15 protein-coding genes are annotated in these 17,862 nt (G+C 51.2%); 8 read left to right on the top strand and 7 right to left on the bottom strand.

Annotation, left to right across the window (positions count from 1 at the left end):
- Positions 1-43: 43 nt before the first annotated feature.
- From EA392_04125 to lepA, 5 genes are all read right to left on the bottom strand, one after another.
- A complete protein-coding gene (locus EA392_04125; GenBank protein ID TVR40441.1) occupies positions 44-1,585 on the bottom strand; it encodes an acyl-CoA carboxylase subunit beta in 1,542 nt (513 codons plus the stop codon).
- 123 nt (positions 1,586-1,708) lie between these two features.
- On the bottom strand, positions 1,709-2,680 hold the full coding sequence (locus EA392_04120) for a hypothetical protein (GenBank protein TVR40440.1): 972 nt from the start codon (positions 2,678-2,680) through the stop codon (positions 1,709-1,711).
- Positions 2,677-3,738, bottom strand: a complete 1,062-nt coding sequence (locus EA392_04115; GenBank protein TVR40439.1) for a hypothetical protein — start codon at positions 3,736-3,738, stop codon at positions 2,677-2,679. The genes EA392_04120 and EA392_04115 overlap by 4 nt, the downstream gene beginning before the upstream one ends.
- Positions 3,735-4,220: an RNA polymerase sigma factor gene (locus EA392_04110; protein TVR40438.1), complete on the bottom strand. Its 486-nt coding sequence runs from the start codon at positions 4,218-4,220 to the stop codon at positions 3,735-3,737. The genes EA392_04115 and EA392_04110 overlap by 4 nt, the downstream gene beginning before the upstream one ends.
- Positions 4,221-4,285: 65 nt before the next feature.
- Positions 4,286-6,073 (bottom strand): elongation factor 4, encoded by a 1,788-nt coding sequence (lepA, locus tag EA392_04105; GenBank protein ID TVR40437.1) that lies wholly within the window; start codon positions 6,071-6,073, stop codon positions 4,286-4,288.
- A gap of 60 nt (positions 6,074-6,133) precedes the next feature.
- Between lepA and EA392_04100 the strand changes: the two genes are divergently transcribed.
- The 4 genes from EA392_04100 to metF all read left to right on the top strand — a co-directional run bounded on the left by EA392_04100 (position 6,134) and on the right by metF (position 11,083).
- Positions 6,134-6,685 carry a hypothetical protein gene (locus EA392_04100; GenBank protein ID TVR40436.1) on the top strand — a complete coding sequence of 184 codons (552 nt, stop codon included), beginning with the start codon at positions 6,134-6,136 and terminating at the stop codon, positions 6,683-6,685.
- A 78-nt stretch (positions 6,686-6,763) separates the two neighbouring features.
- Entirely contained in the window at positions 6,764-7,129 is a 366-nt protein-coding gene (locus tag EA392_04095; protein TVR40435.1) for a hypothetical protein, read from the top strand.
- Between the two features lie 3 nt (positions 7,130-7,132).
- Positions 7,133-10,045, top strand: a complete 2,913-nt coding sequence (locus tag EA392_04090; GenBank protein ID TVR40434.1) for a hypothetical protein — start codon at positions 7,133-7,135, stop codon at positions 10,043-10,045.
- An 87-nt stretch (positions 10,046-10,132) separates the two neighbouring features.
- Positions 10,133-11,083 carry a methylenetetrahydrofolate reductase [NAD(P)H] gene (gene metF / locus EA392_04085; GenBank protein ID TVR40433.1) on the top strand — a complete coding sequence of 317 codons (951 nt, stop codon included), beginning with the start codon at positions 10,133-10,135 and terminating at the stop codon, positions 11,081-11,083.
- Here the strand turns inward: metF and EA392_04080 are convergent.
- Both EA392_04080 and EA392_04075 read right to left on the bottom strand, forming a co-directional pair.
- On the bottom strand, positions 11,080-11,673 hold the full coding sequence (locus EA392_04080) for a riboflavin synthase (GenBank protein ID TVR40432.1): 594 nt from the start codon (positions 11,671-11,673) through the stop codon (positions 11,080-11,082). The two genes, metF and EA392_04080, sit on opposite strands and share 4 nt — an antisense overlap.
- Before the next feature lie 2 nt (positions 11,674-11,675).
- A complete protein-coding gene (locus tag EA392_04075; GenBank protein TVR40431.1) occupies positions 11,676-14,351 on the bottom strand; it encodes a hypothetical protein in 2,676 nt (891 codons plus the stop codon).
- A gap of 355 nt (positions 14,352-14,706) precedes the next feature.
- Here EA392_04075 and EA392_04070 point away from each other — a divergent pair, with 355 nt between their 5' ends.
- The 4 genes from EA392_04070 to rpmF are packed head-to-tail and all read left to right on the top strand — an operon-like array spanning position 14,707 to position 17,778.
- Positions 14,707-15,957 carry a peptidase M17 gene (locus EA392_04070; GenBank protein TVR40444.1) on the top strand — a complete coding sequence of 417 codons (1,251 nt, stop codon included), beginning with the start codon at positions 14,707-14,709 and terminating at the stop codon, positions 15,955-15,957.
- Positions 15,939-17,000: a 4-hydroxythreonine-4-phosphate dehydrogenase PdxA gene (gene pdxA, locus EA392_04065; protein ID TVR40430.1), complete on the top strand. Its 1,062-nt coding sequence runs from the start codon at positions 15,939-15,941 to the stop codon at positions 16,998-17,000. Before EA392_04070 ends, pdxA begins: the two co-directional genes overlap by 19 nt.
- Before the next feature lie 30 nt (positions 17,001-17,030).
- Positions 17,031-17,576 carry a DUF177 domain-containing protein gene (locus tag EA392_04060; GenBank protein ID TVR40429.1) on the top strand — a complete coding sequence of 182 codons (546 nt, stop codon included), beginning with the start codon at positions 17,031-17,033 and terminating at the stop codon, positions 17,574-17,576.
- A 16-nt stretch (positions 17,577-17,592) separates the two neighbouring features.
- The gene (rpmF, locus tag EA392_04055; GenBank protein ID TVR40428.1) at positions 17,593-17,778 is read left to right on the top strand and encodes a 50S ribosomal protein L32; all 186 of its coding nucleotides are present in this window, start codon (positions 17,593-17,595) and stop codon (positions 17,776-17,778) included.
- Positions 17,779-17,862: the final 84 nt, after the last annotated feature.

The following is a 17,862-nucleotide window of genomic DNA, read 5'->3' as shown; positions in this document are numbered from 1 at the left end:
GTCTAATTGTCTAACCGGCCTATTGGCTTATTAACCAATCACCTCACAGCGGAATATTCCCGTGCTTTTTGCGGGGCAGTTTTTCCGCCTTGTTCTTCAGCATATCAAAAGCCCGGATGAGCTTTTCGCGCGTTTTGGAAGCCGGAATCACCTCGTCAATGTATCCGCGTTTTGCGGCACGGTATGGATTGGCGAACATCTCCGCGTACAAGGCCTCCTTTTCTTTGAGCTTGGCCTCCGGGTCGGCAGCCTCCTGAATTTCGCGACGGAAAATAATCTCCGCGGCACCCTTGGCCCCCATTACGGCAATCTCTGCGGTGGGCCACGCAAAGTTCATATCGGCGCCGATATGCTTGGAGTTCATTACGTCGTATGCACCGCCATAGGCTTTGCGGGTAATCACGGTAACGCGGGGCACGGTAGCTTCGCAGAAGGCATAGAGCAATTTGGCGCCGTTGCTGATGATACCGTTCCACTCCTGGTCTGTGCCGGGTAAAAATCCTGGCACATCCTCAAACACCAGCAGCGGAATGTTGAAGGCATCGCAAAAGCGCACAAAACGGGCAGCTTTGTTGGATGCTTTAATATCGAGCACCCCCGCCAAAAAAGCCGGCTGGTTGGCCACTACGCCGATGCTTCGTCCGGCGAGGCGGGCAAAACCCACCACAATATTCTCTGCGTAGTCTTTGTGCACTTCTAAAAAAGATTGCGCATCGCAAACTTCTTCAATCACCTCGCGCATGTCATAGGGCTGGTTGGCGTTTTCCGGAATGAGGTCGTCCAGCTTGGGTCGGGTTTCGTTGCCGGGCTGGTAAGCCACCGAAGGTGGCAGTTCCTCGCAGTTTTGCGGAATATAGGTCATTACCTTTCGAAGGTGTTCCAAACACGCAGCTTCGTTCACACACGAAAAATGCGTTACCCCCGATTTAGAAGCATGCGTAGATGCGCCACCCAATTCCTCGGAGGTCACTTCCTCATGCGTCACGGTTTTTACCACGTTGGGCCCTGTAACGAACATGTAGGATGTCTTCTCAACCATGAAAATAAAGTCGGTAAGGGCAGGCGAGTACACCGCACCGCCTGCACAAGGCCCCATAATGGCCGATAACTGCGGTACTACACCCGAGGCCAGGGTATTGCGATAAAAAATGTCGGCATAACCACCCAGCGAAATAACTCCTTCCTGGATACGTGCGCCTCCGCTGTCGTTCAGCCCGATAACCGGAGCGCCGTTTTTCATGGCCAGATCCATGATGCGGCAGATTTTTTCGGCGTGTGCTTCAGCGAGTGAGCCGCCAAGCACTGTAAAGTCTTGTGAAAACACGTAAACCAAACGGCCGTGAATGGTTCCGTAGCCGGTTACCACACCATCGCCGTAAAACTGCTGTTTGTCTAACCCGAAGTTTTTGGATCGGTGGGTAACGAGCATTCCTATTTCTTCAAAAGAGCCTTTATCGAGCAGCAATTGTACCCGCTCGCGTGCGGTGAGTTTACCTTTTGCGTGTTGCGCGTCTATACGTGTCTGTCCGCCACCTAAATGGGCCTCTGCAATTTTGTCGTTGAGCTCTTTTAACCGGTCTGTCATTGCTTTTTGATTTGGGCGGGTAAAAATAGCAAATCTACAGGCCCGCGTATTCATTCGCCGAGGTACAAAAAAACGGGCAGTGCTTTCGCTACTGCCCGCAGGTTCTGTAATTATGAGGAATATTTAGAAAGCAAAGCCCAGACCCGCGTTGATGGGGAATAGCTCGGGGCCTTCGCTGCGTCTGAACATCGGTGTAAGGCCGTAGCTCGCAAAGAGCACGAAAGGTCCGTAACCCGCCCGCACCATCACTTCGGCAGTAAAGGGGTTGAGGTTGGGTATGCGCTGGGTGCTCAGGTTGTAATCCACCCCTGATTCGTGGTAGTTCTGCACGTAGGTAGAGTGCAACAAAAACCCTCCCACCACACCTACAGCAAAGTGCACGGTTTTGGCCGGGTCGAGACTGGTGTTAAACTCGAGCATCACAGGTGCCCTCAAGTAGCCGGCCTGAATGGTATTGCGGGTAAGAGCGCGCAAGGTGTCGGTTTCGAAGGACATATCATTACCAAAGCCAATGTGCGTATTTTGCCGCATTCTGTAGCTGTGAAACTGGTATCCAAGCCCGGTATAAATACCTACATAGTCTTTAATCAGCCGCAGCTTAACTTCCGGGAAGTTAAAGGCAAACATAAACGATTGGCTGTAGTCTACTTCCAGAGTGGAAATTTCTTCGGGCAACTCAATGGACTGGTTGTTTCCGATGTAGCCATTAGAACCGAAGTAAATCCCCGTCCAATGGGTAAGCTTGTTTTTGCGGTGCCACTCGGCGAATTTTTTTTCGAAACAATCTTCTTCCTTTTCGCTTTCACTCCAGCTCTTACGCGACACCCATTCATCCTCTATTTTTTTCTCAAGCAGTATTTCGTCCTTGCCCTCGCGCTCTACTATTTTCAACTGATGGCGCCCGAGGCGCACAATGGTGGTGTCGCCCGAAACGATTTTTTCAGGTTCCTGAGCGGCGGCGCTGTCCTCACCCTGCGCGAACATCAGTTGCGAGGCGAAAATCATTAAGGTTACAATGTATGCTTTCATGGTTTTTTGGTTTTGTGTTTTTGGTGAGACGGGTAGCTGCACAGAATAGTTACAGCTCCTCATCATTTTTTTGTGCGACTTCGTTGAAGCTCCAGTTGACCGAGTCTAAAGGTGGAGGTAATGAGCTCATCCTCTTCGGAATGCTCAATGCTGATCACCTGCTGTTGGCGGGAAATGAATTTCAATCGGCCGGCCATCTTCTCGCCCCAACCGGCAACATTTTCTCCCAAACCGGCCACGGCATCACCCACAAAACCGCGCTCAGGCATGTTCATCCATTGCGGGTTGGGTGCTGCGGTTTTATCCGCATTGGCCGGCATTGCGGGTAGCTTTACCTCCTCCACAACCAGGCTGACGGTATGGAGCGGTTCCAGCCACAAAGCGAGCGATGGCGGTTCTGCGGCGGTTTCCGGTTCTGAGGTTTTGAATGGTTCAGGTGACTCGGACGTGTTTTGCCCGGGAGTGCTGGCCAATAGGGTATTGGTTTCCTTCTTTTGAGCTTTGGGTTTCACGGGAGCTTTTTTTGCCACAGTGATTGCGCGCTCTGTTTGCTCGTCATTCGCTGCAAAGGTGCTTTGAGTTTCCACGGTTTCCGTTTCCCAAACCGGCATTTCGGTGGCTATTCGCGGTGAGTATTGGCCGGGGTGATTGGGATTGAACCACAGCCATGCACCAACAATCGCCGCGATGGTGGCTGCTGCTGCGGAGAACCGCAGGGCGTATATAAGGCGCACGGGTGTGTGCTTCAAGGCTTTTTTGTTGCCAAATCGCAGGCTTTCCTGGGGGCGAAGCCGGGTTTGGAGGTAGAGTTGGTAGCTGGTGTCAAGTGCGGGGTGTTGCTCCAGGCGCATTTCCATGCGCGCAGCATCGGCTGGCCCGAGTGTTCCTTCCATCAGCGCGATGAGGTCATCTTCCTCGTCGCGGTGCAGGTGAGCCTTCGTGGGCAAGGATTCTGTGGCTTCCAAAATGGGGAGTGCATCACCCTGCATTTCTTCCAGCACTTCTTTCCAATGGGGGTGTTGGGCCACAAAATCCAACAGTTTGCGGGTATCCACATCCGACAAATGGCCCTCCAGGTAGTCGAGCATCCAGGCTTCGGCGGTATGTTCGTTCAGCTGTTTCACAGGATAATGGCTGGGTTTACAAGGTATTCCTTCAAGGTTTTCCGCGCCCGGAAAATGTACACTTTCACCTGACTTTCGCTGAGTGAACAGATATCACCGATTTCCTCGTAGCTGTATCCCTCATAATCGCGAAGCAATACCACCGAGCGCTGCATTTCGGGTAATCGCTGAAGGGCTTCGTGCAGGAGGTCGTTCAAATCGCCGTGATCATTTTGTATAGAAGGTGCAGCATGGCTCTCCATGTCCACATCGGCTTGCTTTTTTTCTTTGCGGATGAGGTCTATCATGCATCGGTATCCGGTGGTAAACAGGTAGGATTTTGCCTTGGAGGCCTCTACTTCGCTGCGTTTTTCCCAAAGTCGCGTAAACGCTTCCTGCACCACATCCTGTGCGAGGTCGCGGTTACGCATGGCATGCGCGATGAACCTGTACAGGGCATCGGCATGGATATCAACGCATTGATTGTAGTCGGATACAAGCATGTTGGCCTATCAGCGAAGGTAAGACGCGCGAGCCTGCAGAAAGTTACAGAGGTAGGAAAAAAAGTTTAATCGAGCTTTAGCACGGTAAGGAATGCTTCCTGCGGCACTTCCACATTACCCACCTGGCGCATGCGCTTTTTACCCTTTTTCTGTTTTTCGAGCAGTTTGCGTTTTCGGGTGATGTCACCTCCGTAACATTTGGCGGTTACGTCTTTGCGCAGGGCGCGCACGGTTTCGCGGGCAATGACCTTGGTACCGATGGCCGCCTGAATGGCAATTTCAAATTGCTGACGCGGAATGAGTTCGCGCATTTTCAGACAGATTTTTTTACCCAGGTTAAAAGCGTTATCGCGGTGAATGAGGGCCGATAATGCGTCCACCTGATCGCCGTTGAGCATGATATCGAGCTTGATGAGGTTCGATTCGCGGTCGCCAATCGGAAAATAGTCAAAAGAAGCGTAACCCTTTGAAACGGTTTTGAGCTTGTCGTAGAAGTCAAACACAATTTCTCCCAGGGGCATTTCAAACGACAGTTCTACGCGGTTGGAGCTGAGGTACACCTGGTTTTTGAGTTCACCTCTTTTGTCGATGCACAGAGTCATAATGGCACCAATGAAGTCGCTTTTGGTGATGATCTGGGCTTTGATATACGGCTCTTCCACGCGCTCGATGCGCGAGGGGTCGGGTAGGTCAGAAGGGTTGTTGATGGTGAGTTTCTCGCCTTTTTTGGTAAAGCAGGTGTACGACACGTTGGGCACCGTTGTGATGACCGTCATATCGAATTCGCGCTCCAGGCGCTCCTGCACAATTTCCATGTGGAGCATGCCCAGAAATCCGCAGCGAAAGCCAAAGCCCAAAGCCGCCGAAGACTCGGGTTCAAAAACGAGAGAGGCATCGTTGAGCTGCAATTTCTCGAGCGATGTGCGCAGGTCTTCGTAATCTTCGGTATCTACCGGATAAATCCCGGCAAAGACCATCGGTTTAACGTCTTCAAAACCTCTGATGGCTTCGGCGCAGGGTCGCGATGTTTCGGTAATGGTATCTCCCACCTTGATATTGGCTGCGCTCTTGATGCCGGAAATAATGTAGCCTACGTTTCCGGCCCGAACTTCCTGTTTGGGGACAAGATCGAGTTTGAGAATACCCACTTCATCAGCGTCGTACTCCTTGCCGGTGTTGAAGAATTTTACGCGGGCGCCTTTGCGCATCACTCCGTTCATTACGCGGTAATAGGCTATGACCCCGCGAAAGGAGTTGTACACCGAATCAAAAATCATGGCCTGCAGGGGTGCGGTGGGATCGCCTTTGGGCGCCGGTACGCGTTCAATAACGGCTTTGAGGATGGCATCCACACCGAGGCCGGTTTTTCCGCTTGCGGGAATGACATCCTCAGGGCTACAGCCGATGAGCTCTACAATCTGGTCGGTAACTTCCTCGGCCATGGCGCTGTCCAGGTCCATCTTGTTGAGGATGGGGATGATTTCAAGGTCGTGCTCCAGTGCCAGGTATAGGTTGCTGATGGTTTGTGCCTGTATACCCTGGGTGGCATCCACAATCAGGAGAGCGCCTTCGCATGCGGCGATAGAGCGCGATACTTCATAGGAGAAATCTACGTGCCCCGGGGTGTCAATCAGGTTGAGCACGTAAGGTTTACCTTCGTAAACGTGGTCCATTTGAATCGCGTGGCTCTTGATGGTGATACCGCGCTCCCGCTCCAGGTCCATATTGTCGAGCGTTTGCTCCTGCAGTTCTCGCGAGCTGATGGTATTGGTGGTTTGCAACAGCCGATCGGCAAGTGTGCTTTTGCCGTGATCAATGTGGGCGATGATGCAGAAATTTCGGATGTTTTCCATGAAAAGCGGGCTGGGGTCATTTCAGCGCGGCAAAGATACCTTATTTTACCGCTGCATGAAATGGTTCTGAAGCAGAAAAAGCTTGGGGCTTCGGGGTATTTTGTTAATTTTGTTGCCCGACCTGATTTTTGGCTTGCAACTTGCCGGCAGGTCATGCGTCAAACAACCAGAAACAACAGTATAAAAATCACACCGATGAAAAAACTACTTACAGCACTTTCCGTTGCTCTTCTGATCCCTTTCTTCTCCATGTCACAGGCCAACGAGAAGTTACAACAGGCTCTAAGTCAGGATGAAATTGACGCCATTGCGGCACAGGGCGAAAATGAGATTGCCTTTTGGAACTACTATGCCAACCGCGCTGCTACGGTGCAAACCATGACAGGCGACCTTTCGTCTATGCCCGAGATTAGCGAGCTTAACAGCCTTCGCAAAAATCAAAACATTCCGGAGGTAAACGCCGGCAATTTCAACGCAAATGCTTTCAACCCTATGGCGTATAACCTTGACATTGATAATCAGGTGTACTACTACCGTGTTGGCAACACCGACCAGGTGGTACAAATCATGTCAGAACAGCGAATTCGCCACCTGTTTAACAACGGGTATTAATTACAAGTTGAGAATGAACTTCAGGGTGTTGCGGCAGTAGCTTCAACACCCTTTAATTTTTTACCGAAGAACCAGCCTATGACCAGAAAATTGCTTTTAAGCTTTTTGCTTGTATGCGCGTTCCAGTGGGCCGCGGCACAAACAAAAGCCAGTTATGTGATTGAGCAGGCAGGAGGAGTGAGTAACCTCGAAGCTTATCACGAAGCATTGCAGAACAAAGATCTCGACCCCTACCGGCTTATTAATCAAGACCGAACTGTGAAGTTCGATTCAGGTGTGGTGGTGCGATTGTTTTCAGCCAAACATCTTGAAGATACCTATGGACGTTTTCGCGATCACACTTTTATGAACCGCACCGGCGATGAACCCGTGTACCCGTGGTACTGGACTTTGTCTCCGCAGGGAACCATCATCGACAAGCGTATCAAAGCTGTAACACCCTAAGCCATGAGGAAGATGATGAACAAAATGCTTGTTTCCGCAATGGTTGCGGGGCTTGTTGTTGCAGGAATGGGTGTAAGTGCGCAACAGGTGGTGCTGGATGCATCTACCCACATGTCCACTATCAATACCTGTAGCGCTCAGTTTACCGATAGCGGAGCTGAAGGCAGTTACAACAACAACGAGCAATACGTAATTACCTTTTGTGCTGCTCAGGACGACCAGTGCATGCAGGCTTTTTTCGATGCATTTCAGCTTGAAGCCAACTGGGACTTTCTGGATGTGTTCGATGGTGCCGATACCCAGGCAAACCTGATTGGTAGTTATACCGGAAGCCAAAGCCCCGGGCTCGTTACATCAAGCAGCGGTTGCCTCACCTTTAGATTTACCTCCGACGGCTCGGGTACAGCACCCGGTTGGTTGGCATCCATCAGTTGCGTATCGTGCGCCGGGTTGGGTGCAGCGGGCGGCGGTGGTAGCAATGCTGCCGGTTGCCCAAATATTGATCTGGGTCCGGACTTCGACGTGGATTGCGAAGACAATTGCACAACCCTTACAGCCAGTGTGCTCGAAACGGGTCAGCCCACTGAATATACAGTGTCGGCTATTCCGTACGATCCACCCTTTCCATTCAATGAAGGCACCGGCTTCTCAATCGGTACAGACGATGTGTGGAGTCCGCTGCTGACCATCCCTTTTAATTTCTGCTATTTTGGCACAGACTATCAAGCTCTTACTGTTGGGTCCAATGGCTTGCTGTCTTTCAACGCAGCTTATGCCGGAGGGTTTTGTCCGTGGGCCTTCACCCAAAACTGTCCGAGCCCTCAATTGCCGCTCAACAGCGTGTTTGGTGTGTACCATGATATCGACCCGAGTGTTTGTGGCGATGCGAAATACGCCATCCTGGGTGAATTTCCTTGTCGTGTTTTTGTGCTGAATTTCGACAATGTATGTCATTTTTCCTGCAATCAGTTGCAATCTACCACGCAGGTGGTATTGTACGAAACCACCAACATCATTGAAGTGTATGTGCAGGACAAACCTACCTGTGCAACATGGAACAGCGGTAATGCGGTAATAGGAATACAGAACGCTGATGGCACGCAGGGTTACGTAGCACCCGGACGTCAAACTGGTCCGTGGTCGGCTTCCGAAGAAGCGTGGCGATTTACACCCAGCGGTGAACCCAATTTTGAAGTAAACTGGTACGACGAAGAAAACAACTACCTGGGCTCAGGGCTTACCCTCGATGTTTGTGTTCCTCCAACGGGTGCCTCCTACAACGCCGAGGTGATCTATACTACATGTTCCGGCTTCGAAATTGAGGAGTTTGACGAAATCAACATCGGCATTCAGTTCGACACTGACATTACGGTACAACCCGAAAGCTGCCCGGGCAACTGCGATGCGCAAATCACGGTGGGTATGCTTTCCGGAAGCGCTCCTTTTACATTCGACATTGGTGATGGCCCCCAGGATAGCGGCACTTTCACAGATCTTTGCCCCGGGGTTTACAACATTACACTCATTGATAGTATAGGCTGCCAAACTGTTCTGACCATAGAAATTGAGGAGCTGGATTTGCCCGTTCCGGGAGAGGATACAGAAATTTCCTTGTGTGAATCTGACGCTCCTGTGAACATGACTGACGAGCTTGGGGGTACTCCCAGCCCGTTCGGACAGTGGTTCGACCCCGGAATGAATCCGGTGGGCGCTGTGTTTGACCCTGCCACGGGTACCCCGGGAACCTACACATACGTTGTGGGCGCCGACCCGTGCGAGGCTTCGGCTACGCTCGAAATAACAGTGAACCCAACCTTGTTCGCTGAAATCAGTCCTGATATTTGTGAGGGGCAGAATTATAGTCTGCCTGATGGCACATCGGTCAACGAGGGTGGAACCTATGAGGTAACCATACCCTCGGTGGTAACCGGTTGCGATAGTGTAGTGACCATAAACCTCTCTGTTAACCCTGTTTGGTCGCTTGAGTTAGATGCCGCCCTTTGCGGAGACGGAAACTACACCCTCCCCGACGGAAATGAGGTGAACGAACCCGGTATATACCAGGTTGTGCTGACTACCTCAGCAGGTTGCGATAGCGTCATTACCACCAACCTCACCGTAATCTCTGTGGATGCCGGTGATTATGATCCGATTTGTACCGGGCAGTTCCTGGTGCAGATCAGCGGGAGCTCCAGCCCCGAAGACCCAACGGCCACGCTGATCTGGACGGGTGATGAAGGCATTACTTTTGGCAATGAAACCAGCCCGGTTACCACTGCCTCTGCCGAAGAAGGCGGTGCTTATACCATTGAACTTACCGACAGCCGCTGCCCGGATGATCCGGCTTCAGCCCTGCTCATCATGCGCACACCACCCGACGCGGAGTTTGGCCCTTTCCCTGAAATTTGCGTGGGCGAATCGCGCCCGCTGCAACTTGAGGTATCCGGCGATTTCGGGTCGCCCTTTGTGTGGCTCGATATGGAAGGGTTCTACCAAGATGAAACAGAATCATCCATTCAGATCAATGGTGACGACTTTGTTGATATGGTACCCGTAGAGAACTACGAAATCCAGGTTGTGATTCCGGGATTGGATCCCTGCCCCTCTGTAACAGCAACTACTGTTATCAATGTGATTGACTGCGAGATATTGATTCCAAACATCTTTACCCCAAACAACGACCCGTACAACAACACATTTGAAATTTCGGGAATTGAGAATTTCCCCGGAAGCAGGTTGGTTATATACAACCGCTGGGGAAATGTGGTGTACGAGAGCAACAGCTATGGCAGCCCATTCTGGGATGGCCGCCACTACAAAACCGGAGTGGAAGTATCTGACGGGGTTTACTTTTATGAACTCATCCTTTCGCGATTGGACATTGTGGAGAAAGGTTCGGTGACCATCGCCCGATAACAATAACGGCATTCATAACCCATTGGAAAGCGTGGCTCAGGCCGCGCTTTCGTATTTTTGTCGCCCTCAATAGTCACTGCCACAAACATGAAAATCACCCAACACCTTCAGGAAGCCAAGGGTACTTTGTTTTCTTTTGAAATCCTCCCACCCCTGAAGGGTCGTGGCATTGAATCCCTTTACGAAGGGATTGACCCGCTGATGGAGTTCGAACCGAAGTTCATCAATGTTACCTATCACCGTGAGGAGCACATGTACAAGAAAATGCCCAACGGTCTGCTCAAACGGGTTTCCTTACGACGAAGACCGGGCACGGTGGGTATTTGTGCAGCCCTGATGAACAAGTACAAGATTGACACCGTACCACACCTCATTTGTGGCGGTTTCTCGCGCGAGGAAACCGAAAGCGCTTTGATTGATCTGAGCTTTCTGGGAATCGACAACGTGCTTGCCCTGCGCGGCGACCCCATCAAAAGCGAATCTTCCTTTGTGCCCGAGCCCGAAGGAAACGCCTACGCCATTGATCTTATTTGTCAGATATCCGAACTGAACGAAGGGAAATACCTGCACCAGGAGTCGGCAGCCAATGGCACCGCATTTTGCATCGGCACCGCGGGCTACCCCGAAAAGCATTTTGAGGCCCTCAACATGAAAACCGATCTCGGCCACCTCAAGGCCAAGATTGACGGGGGCGCCGAGTACATCGTTACCCAGATGTTTTTCGACAATGACAAGTTTTTTGCCTTCGTGGATAAGTGCCGGGCGGCGGGCATCACGGTGCCCATTATTCCGGGCATCAAGCCTATCACTACGCTCAAACACATTCAATTCCTGCCCAAAACCTTTCACATTGATTTCCCGGACGAACTAGCTGACGAACTGGTGCGTTGCAAAAGCGATGAAGAGGTGAAAGAAGCAGGAATATCCTGGGCCATACGCCAGTCAAAAGAGCTGATGGAACGCAAAGCTCCGGTGATTCACTACTACACAATGGGAAAATCGGATACCGTGCAGCGCATAGCGCGCGAGGTGTTTTAAGTCCGTTTGGCATTGAGTCTTGCCAGGTACTTCCCGATAATGTCAAACTCCAGGTTCACGGGGTCGCCCACTTGCATGCTGCCGAACAGCGTGTGCTCATAGGTGTAGGGAATCACCACCACCGAAAAAGTGTTTTCATGTGAATCAACCACTGTCAGGCTGGTGCCATTTACAGTGATAGAGCCTTTGGGCACGGTCATGTGGCTCTCGTCTGTAGGTTCGTACATAAAGCTAAACTTCCAGCTCCCGTTGAGGTCTTCCGCACCTGTGCAGATGCCTGCAGTATCTACGTGCCCCTGCACGATATGGCCTTCAAAACGGTCGGTGGCTTTCATGCAGCGCTCCAGGTTTACCGGTGAGCCTTTCTGAAGAGCCCCGAGGTTGCTCCTGTTCAGGGTCTCTTGCACAGCCGTCACCCAGTACGTATCTCCGTCTAAGCCGGTTACCGTGAGGCATACACCATTGTGTGCTACGCTTTGATCTACGCGGAGTTCCCGGGCAAAAGCAGCCGAAATCCTAAAGTGAACATTGGTGTTCTCCGGGCGAACGTCTTGCACTTCGCCCATACATTCTACAATTCCTGTAAACACGATCAGTTGAAATTAACGTCTTTTCCTCCAAGCACAGTCACACTTCCTTTCAACGAGATGGCTTCAATGCCAGTTTTGCGCAAGGTATTGACAGTACAAGTGTAAAAATACACGCCATCTGTAACCATCACACCGGAGTCCATGTGGAATCCGTCCCATTGGAAATCAGGGTCGGTTGATTGAAACACGGGCTGCCCCCACCGGTTAAACACCACGAGGTCTATGCTTTCTACCCCGCAATAGGGTTGAAAGGCCTGAAAGAAATCGTTCTTACCGTCGTTGTTGGGCGTAAACACATTGGGCAACTTGTATTTGGATTCCTGATCGCAGCATATCTCATTGCTGAACTCACTCTCGTTTCTGCGGTCATTCACAAAGTCATAGTCCAACGCGGTTACCAGGTAGCAACCGGCTATTGAGTTGTTATTTTGATGGATATAGGTCGTGTTGCCGGCGCCAAAAACAGAATCAATGAGCATGAATTCTTCGCCTTCAACAGGAGTAAAATAGATGTAGTACACTTCGGTATCATCTGTGTCCTCGCAGTCGTTGGTATTGGTCCATTCCAGGATGTTGGGGGAGAGCTCACCTGTCTCGCTGTTGCACTCGCCACAACTCACGGTCAGTTCAGGTGGGCATGGAGGTACGTTGTCAAAGGGTACGTCGCATACTTCCTGGCTGAGATTAATCACCGTATCAGGGAAGGCTTCGTTAAAATACGAGCCTTCGGCAACAATCCGGTAGCAGTATTCATCGCCGTTTACAAGGCCTGTGTGCACAAAAGATGTTTCGTCCGTTTCTTCAATCAGCAGCCATTCATCCAGCGCATCGTTCCACATTTCCACCCGGTAATTGAAATTCACCCATGGATGATTGAACTGCCAGCTCAGTGTGAGTTGTTCATCGCTGGGCTCGGTGCTCAGGAAGATGGAAGACGCCACGCTTGAAAAAACCAGCGATTCACCATCATTCATCAATTCTACGCGGTAGGTATAGGCTTGATCCTCTGTATTGAGGTTCTGTACAATGTGTTCTCCGGGTAGAGTTAATAGGCTCTCACTTTCGGGGCCGGTGTGGATCAAATCGTTGGCATTGCTGAACCCGACGCCGCGGTAAACCCTGTACTGATAGGGGCCTGCAAACAGATTGGTGTCGAGGTCAAAGGGACGTTGCCATCGCACGGTGTCAATACCTGCGGTGGTGCTGGTAGCTCCTACACTATTGTGGGTTATCAGCGGGATTTCAGCGGCAATTTCTGCGCAGAACTCCACTGAGGCGTAGCTTTCTGCACCGTCGGCAAAGTAAGCGATCACCATGTAGCAGTAGTTCACGCCAAAACTGATGTCGTTGTTGTCCAGGTATGAGTTGTTATTGAGTCCGCTCAGGGTGGTGAGCAGTGAGTAACCGGTGTAAGCCGGAACACCTGTTTCGCAAGGTCCAGGTTCAAACCCGAAGGTACCGGCCCGCCTGTATATTTTGTAGCCGATGGCATTGTTGCAAGGACTCACATCCCAATTGAGTAAAATCTCGCCGAGGGCAGGCTCTGCCGTGGGGTTTTGTGGAGCAGGGGCCACAATGGTGATGGTGGACGTTTCAAAGGAAGCAAGCGGTATATTCGGGTTGTTGTCCAGGGCTTTAAACACCACTTGATAGGGGGCTAAACGCACATGACTGCAGTTGGTGTTCCAGTTAAAGGTGGCGTTGTTCGACGGGAAAATCTGGTTGTAGGAGGCAGGACTGGAGGAAACCTCAAACGGAAGTCCGCTGGCGGTAAGGGTTATCTGGTCGCCGTTGGGGTCGCTGGCAACCACCTGGAAGTTGATATTGGATCCAGCTTCCACACAAAAGTTTGGAACTGGTTGTATTTGGGGCGGGTTGTTGGAGCACACCAACACAAAGATCTGCATATCGCGCAGCACCGTGCCCACCACCTGGGGTTCGCCCGTGATGGGATTGGGGCGGTACTCGGTAATCAGAATGGCGATGTTGTAAATACCGATTTGCTGAGGAGAGTCCCAGGTGAGGGTGCCCGTTACCGGGTCAATGCTGATGTTGTTGTCGAGTCCGGGAACAATGTCCGACGGGCTCACATAAACTGCTTGCGGCCCCTGATCCAGCGGCACACCTTCCGGCCCCAAAGGAGGCGCCAATTGAAAGTGAAGGGAATCACCATCCGGATCCCATGCGCCCGGGTTATGTTGAAAAACCTGGCCCACACAGGCGTCGTCTAAAGGTGGTTCGGTGAGCTGCGCAGAGGAGTTTACCCCCATCAAGGGGTTGATATGCAGCGTAGTTTCCAACGCAAAAACAATGTTCACAGACCCCGTTCCCCCGAGATTAACAATGTCCTGAATGCGGTTGGGGTCTTCTACACAAAGGGTGTAAACCCCGGGGCCGGGGTAGGTGTGGTTCTTGATGTACACATTGGTGCGAATATCATTGGCAATGTCGTCAATGGGCGGCTGCCGAAATATGCTGTCAATAGGACTCCCGTCTCCATATTTAATGAAGAGATAAGGCCTGTCTGCAGGTGCACTCAGCTTCGTATAGGTGGTAATTTTTATTTCGTACGTGTTGCCCGAAAGGTGCATGTAGGTAATCTCACCCGCGCGGTTGTGGGTAGCCAAAGCCGATTGGACGAGAAGGAGGTTGAGCAGCAAAAGGATAACTAAGCGCATGCAGTCGGTAAATTGGAGAATAAAAGTACGTAGAAAATTTTAAACACGTATTGAATGACTTTGGTTTAGGCCATAGTTACCCGCCCTATTAACGCCTTTTGGCTTATTGCATTGCACATGGCCTCAGCACGGGCTTTCCGCGAAAAGATTAACTTTGCCGGCTATGCTATTGCAGTCCGCTATGAAGTCTGTTCTAACCCATCAAACATCCGCCGATACTCTGATTGTGCCTTTTGAAGGTGAGAGCTTTCCGGCGTTCTTAACGCTTTCCGAAAGGGAGTCGTTGCGCCTGAGCAACGCGCTGCATGCGGAGCACACCATCATCGAACTGCAACGCGATGACTACTGTGTTGTAATGGTGCAACTGGCCGGCAACCAGGAAAGCTCGCGTGAGAGGGGTGTGCAATTGTTCAAGTGTTTGGAAGAGAAAAAAATAAGTGCTGCAGATGTCCGAATGGAAGCGGGCAGCGCGGAGCAATTTTTCGCCATGCTTGAAGGGCTGATGCTCGCCTCCTACCAATACCTCGAGCTTTTTTCGAAAACAGACAAAAAAGCCAATAAGCTTCAGGAAATCAGATTGATGATTCCTGAGGAATTGCACGATGGTTACCGTGAAATGGAGGAGCTGGTTCGCGCGGTACACGTTACCCGCGATTTGGTGAACAGACCGCATTCTCACCAATCGGCATCTTTGTTTATGGAGCAAATCCGCGAGCAGGTATGTCCTTTGGGTGTGAGCATGGAGGTGCTTGAAAAGAAACAGATAGAGAGCCTCGCTATGGGGGGCTTGCTGGGAGTAAACAAGGGAAGCCTGGATCCTCCGGCCTTTGGAATCCTTACATGGAAACCCCAGGACGCCCTCAACGTCAAGCCCATCGTGCTGGTGGGTAAGGGTATTGTGTACGACACCGGAGGTTTGAGCCTCAAGCCAACCGCCAACTCCATGGATGTGATGAAGAGCGATATGGCCGGAGCTGCAGCTGTAGCCGGAGCCGTCATGGCAGCCGCAGCCAATAACTTACCTGTGCACATCATCGGACTGATTCCCGCAACCGACAACCGCCCTGGAGGGAATGCCGTTGCGCCCGGCGATGTGATTACCATGTTCAATAAAACCACCGTGGAGGTGATGAATACCGACGCCGAGGGCCGTTTGATACTGGGCGATGCCTTGGCTTTTGCCCAAAAATACGACCCTGAGTTGGTGATTGATCTCGCAACCCTTACCGGTGCTGCCATGCGGGCCATCGGCACCTACGGAATAGCCGTAATGGGAAATACCGGAGCCCACATCAAGGCACTCTCTCAATCGGGTGAAGCCGTGTACGAGCGCCTCGTTGAATTGCCGCTTTGGAAGGAATACCGAAAGGAGCTCGACTCAGATATCGCAGACCTCAAAAACCTTGGTGGGGCCAATGCCGGAGCGCAAACCGCCGGAAAATTTCTGGAGCATTTTACCGCATACCCCTGGGTGCATCTGGATATTGCCGGACCGGCTTTTCTCGATAGCGCCAGTCACTACCGTCCAAAAGGGGCCACAGGATCGGGCGTCCGATTATTGTATCATTTTTTGAAGCACTACAAGCAATGGCAGCCAAACGAATAAAGGTAGGAATCAGCATGGGCGACTGCAACGGAGTGGGCCCTGAAGTCATCTTAAAAACCTTTGCAGACCAGCGTATGCTGGCCTTTTGCACGCCCATTATCTATGGCTCCACACGGGTCATGAACTTTCATCGCAAGGCGCTAGGTATGGGAGATGTTGTGCTCAACGAGGTGCAAAGTGCGGATGAGGCAGTGAACCGAAAAGTGAACATTGTCAATATCACGGATGATGAAATCCGGGTGAGTTTTGGCGAGGCCAATGAAACATCGGGCTCACTGGCATTGAAATCGCTGGTGGCGGCTACCGAAGATCTGGCCTCCAATAAGTGCGACGTGCTCGTGACGGCGCCCATCAACAAGAAAAATGTGCAGTCAAAGGAATTTCCGTTTCCGGGGCAAACCGAATACCTGGCGCACTACAGCAACACAGACAAAGTCTTGATGCTGATGATTGGCGAGGGTCTGCGCGTGGCTGTGGCAACGGGTCATTTGCCGCTGAAAGATGTGGCAGGTAAACTGAGTAAAGACCTGATTCTTCAAAAACTCGACCTGCTCCAACAATCCATGATACGCGATTTTGGCATTGTGAAACCGCGCATTGCCGTGCTGGGGCTCAATCCGCACGCAGGTGATGACGGGTTGCTTGGCGACGAAGAGCAGCGCATTATTGAACCCGCCATTGCTGCATTTCAGTCTCAGGGCAACTACGCCTATGGTCCATACGGCTCCGACGGATTCTTCGGAACGGGGCAGCACAAGCATTTCGATGCCGTGCTTGCCATGTACCACGACCAGGGGCTGGCGCCTTTCAAGGCATTGGCTTTTGAGAGCGGGGTGAACTTTACGGCCGGGCTTCCAATCGTGCGTACATCACCCGATCACGGCCCTGCCATGGATATCGCCGGAAAGAATGAGGCAAGTTCAAACAGCTTTCGTGCAGCGGTTTATGCCGCCTGCGATATTTACAACTGGCGACGGGAATACCGCGAAATGACGGCCAACCCGCTCGAGGCCCGATCCACCAATGAAAAAAAGGCAAGGTAATTTTTTCGGCTATAGGTCTTTTTCGTACATTTGCGCTCCTTTTGCGAGCCGTTAATTGAAATCGTGGTGAATTGGAAACGCACTTATATCATTCAGTTTGAAGGACTGAAAGAGGGTTTGCACCACTACGAATTTGAGGTAAACGACACGTTCTTTGCATCAATTGAAGGTAGCCTGGTAGAGCAGGGTAACTTTGAAGTTTCGCTGAAACTGGAAAAGAAGAGCACCTTGATGGAGTTTGACTTTTCCGGTACGGGTGTTATCCGCGGTGTATGTGACCGATGTGGTGACCCGTTGGATTTTTCAGTAAGCTGGGATAAAAAGCTGATTGTGAAATACGGCAATCCCGGTGATGAAACTTCAGATGACCTGGTGTTTATTCCGCACAACGCGTATGAAATAGACATGGCTCCCTTCATTTACGAGTTGATTGTGCTGGCCATTCCGCGCAGAAATGTGCACGAAGATGGCCAATGCAACGAGGAGGCTTTGAGGCTTCTGGACGAACTCAATGCAAAGAATGATGATGTAGACCCTAGGTGGAGCAAACTGACAGATTTGAATTCATTGAACTAAAAAAAGAGATACGGTCATGGCACATCCCAAACGAAGACAATCCACTACCCGACGGGACAAAAGACGAACACACGACAAAGCAACCGCTCCTGTTGTGGCACTTTGCAAAGTAACCGGCGAACCTCACCAGTTTCATCGTGCTTATTGGTACGAAGGCAAAATGTACTACAAAGGTCAGGTGGTGATTGACACCAATGCCTAGGCTGCTTTTGCAAGCTTAGTGTCCCTGCAAAATCCTTGTTTTTACATTCTTTAGCAGAGTTGGCAGGGGTCTTATTCGGAAGAT

This window comes from Cryomorphaceae bacterium, from assembly GCA_007695365.1.
Taxonomy (GTDB): domain Bacteria; phylum Bacteroidota; class Bacteroidia; order Flavobacteriales_D; family SKUL01; genus SKUL01.
The sequence above is the reverse complement of the archived record's forward strand: the minus strand, read 5'-3'. Positions and strand labels throughout refer to the sequence as shown.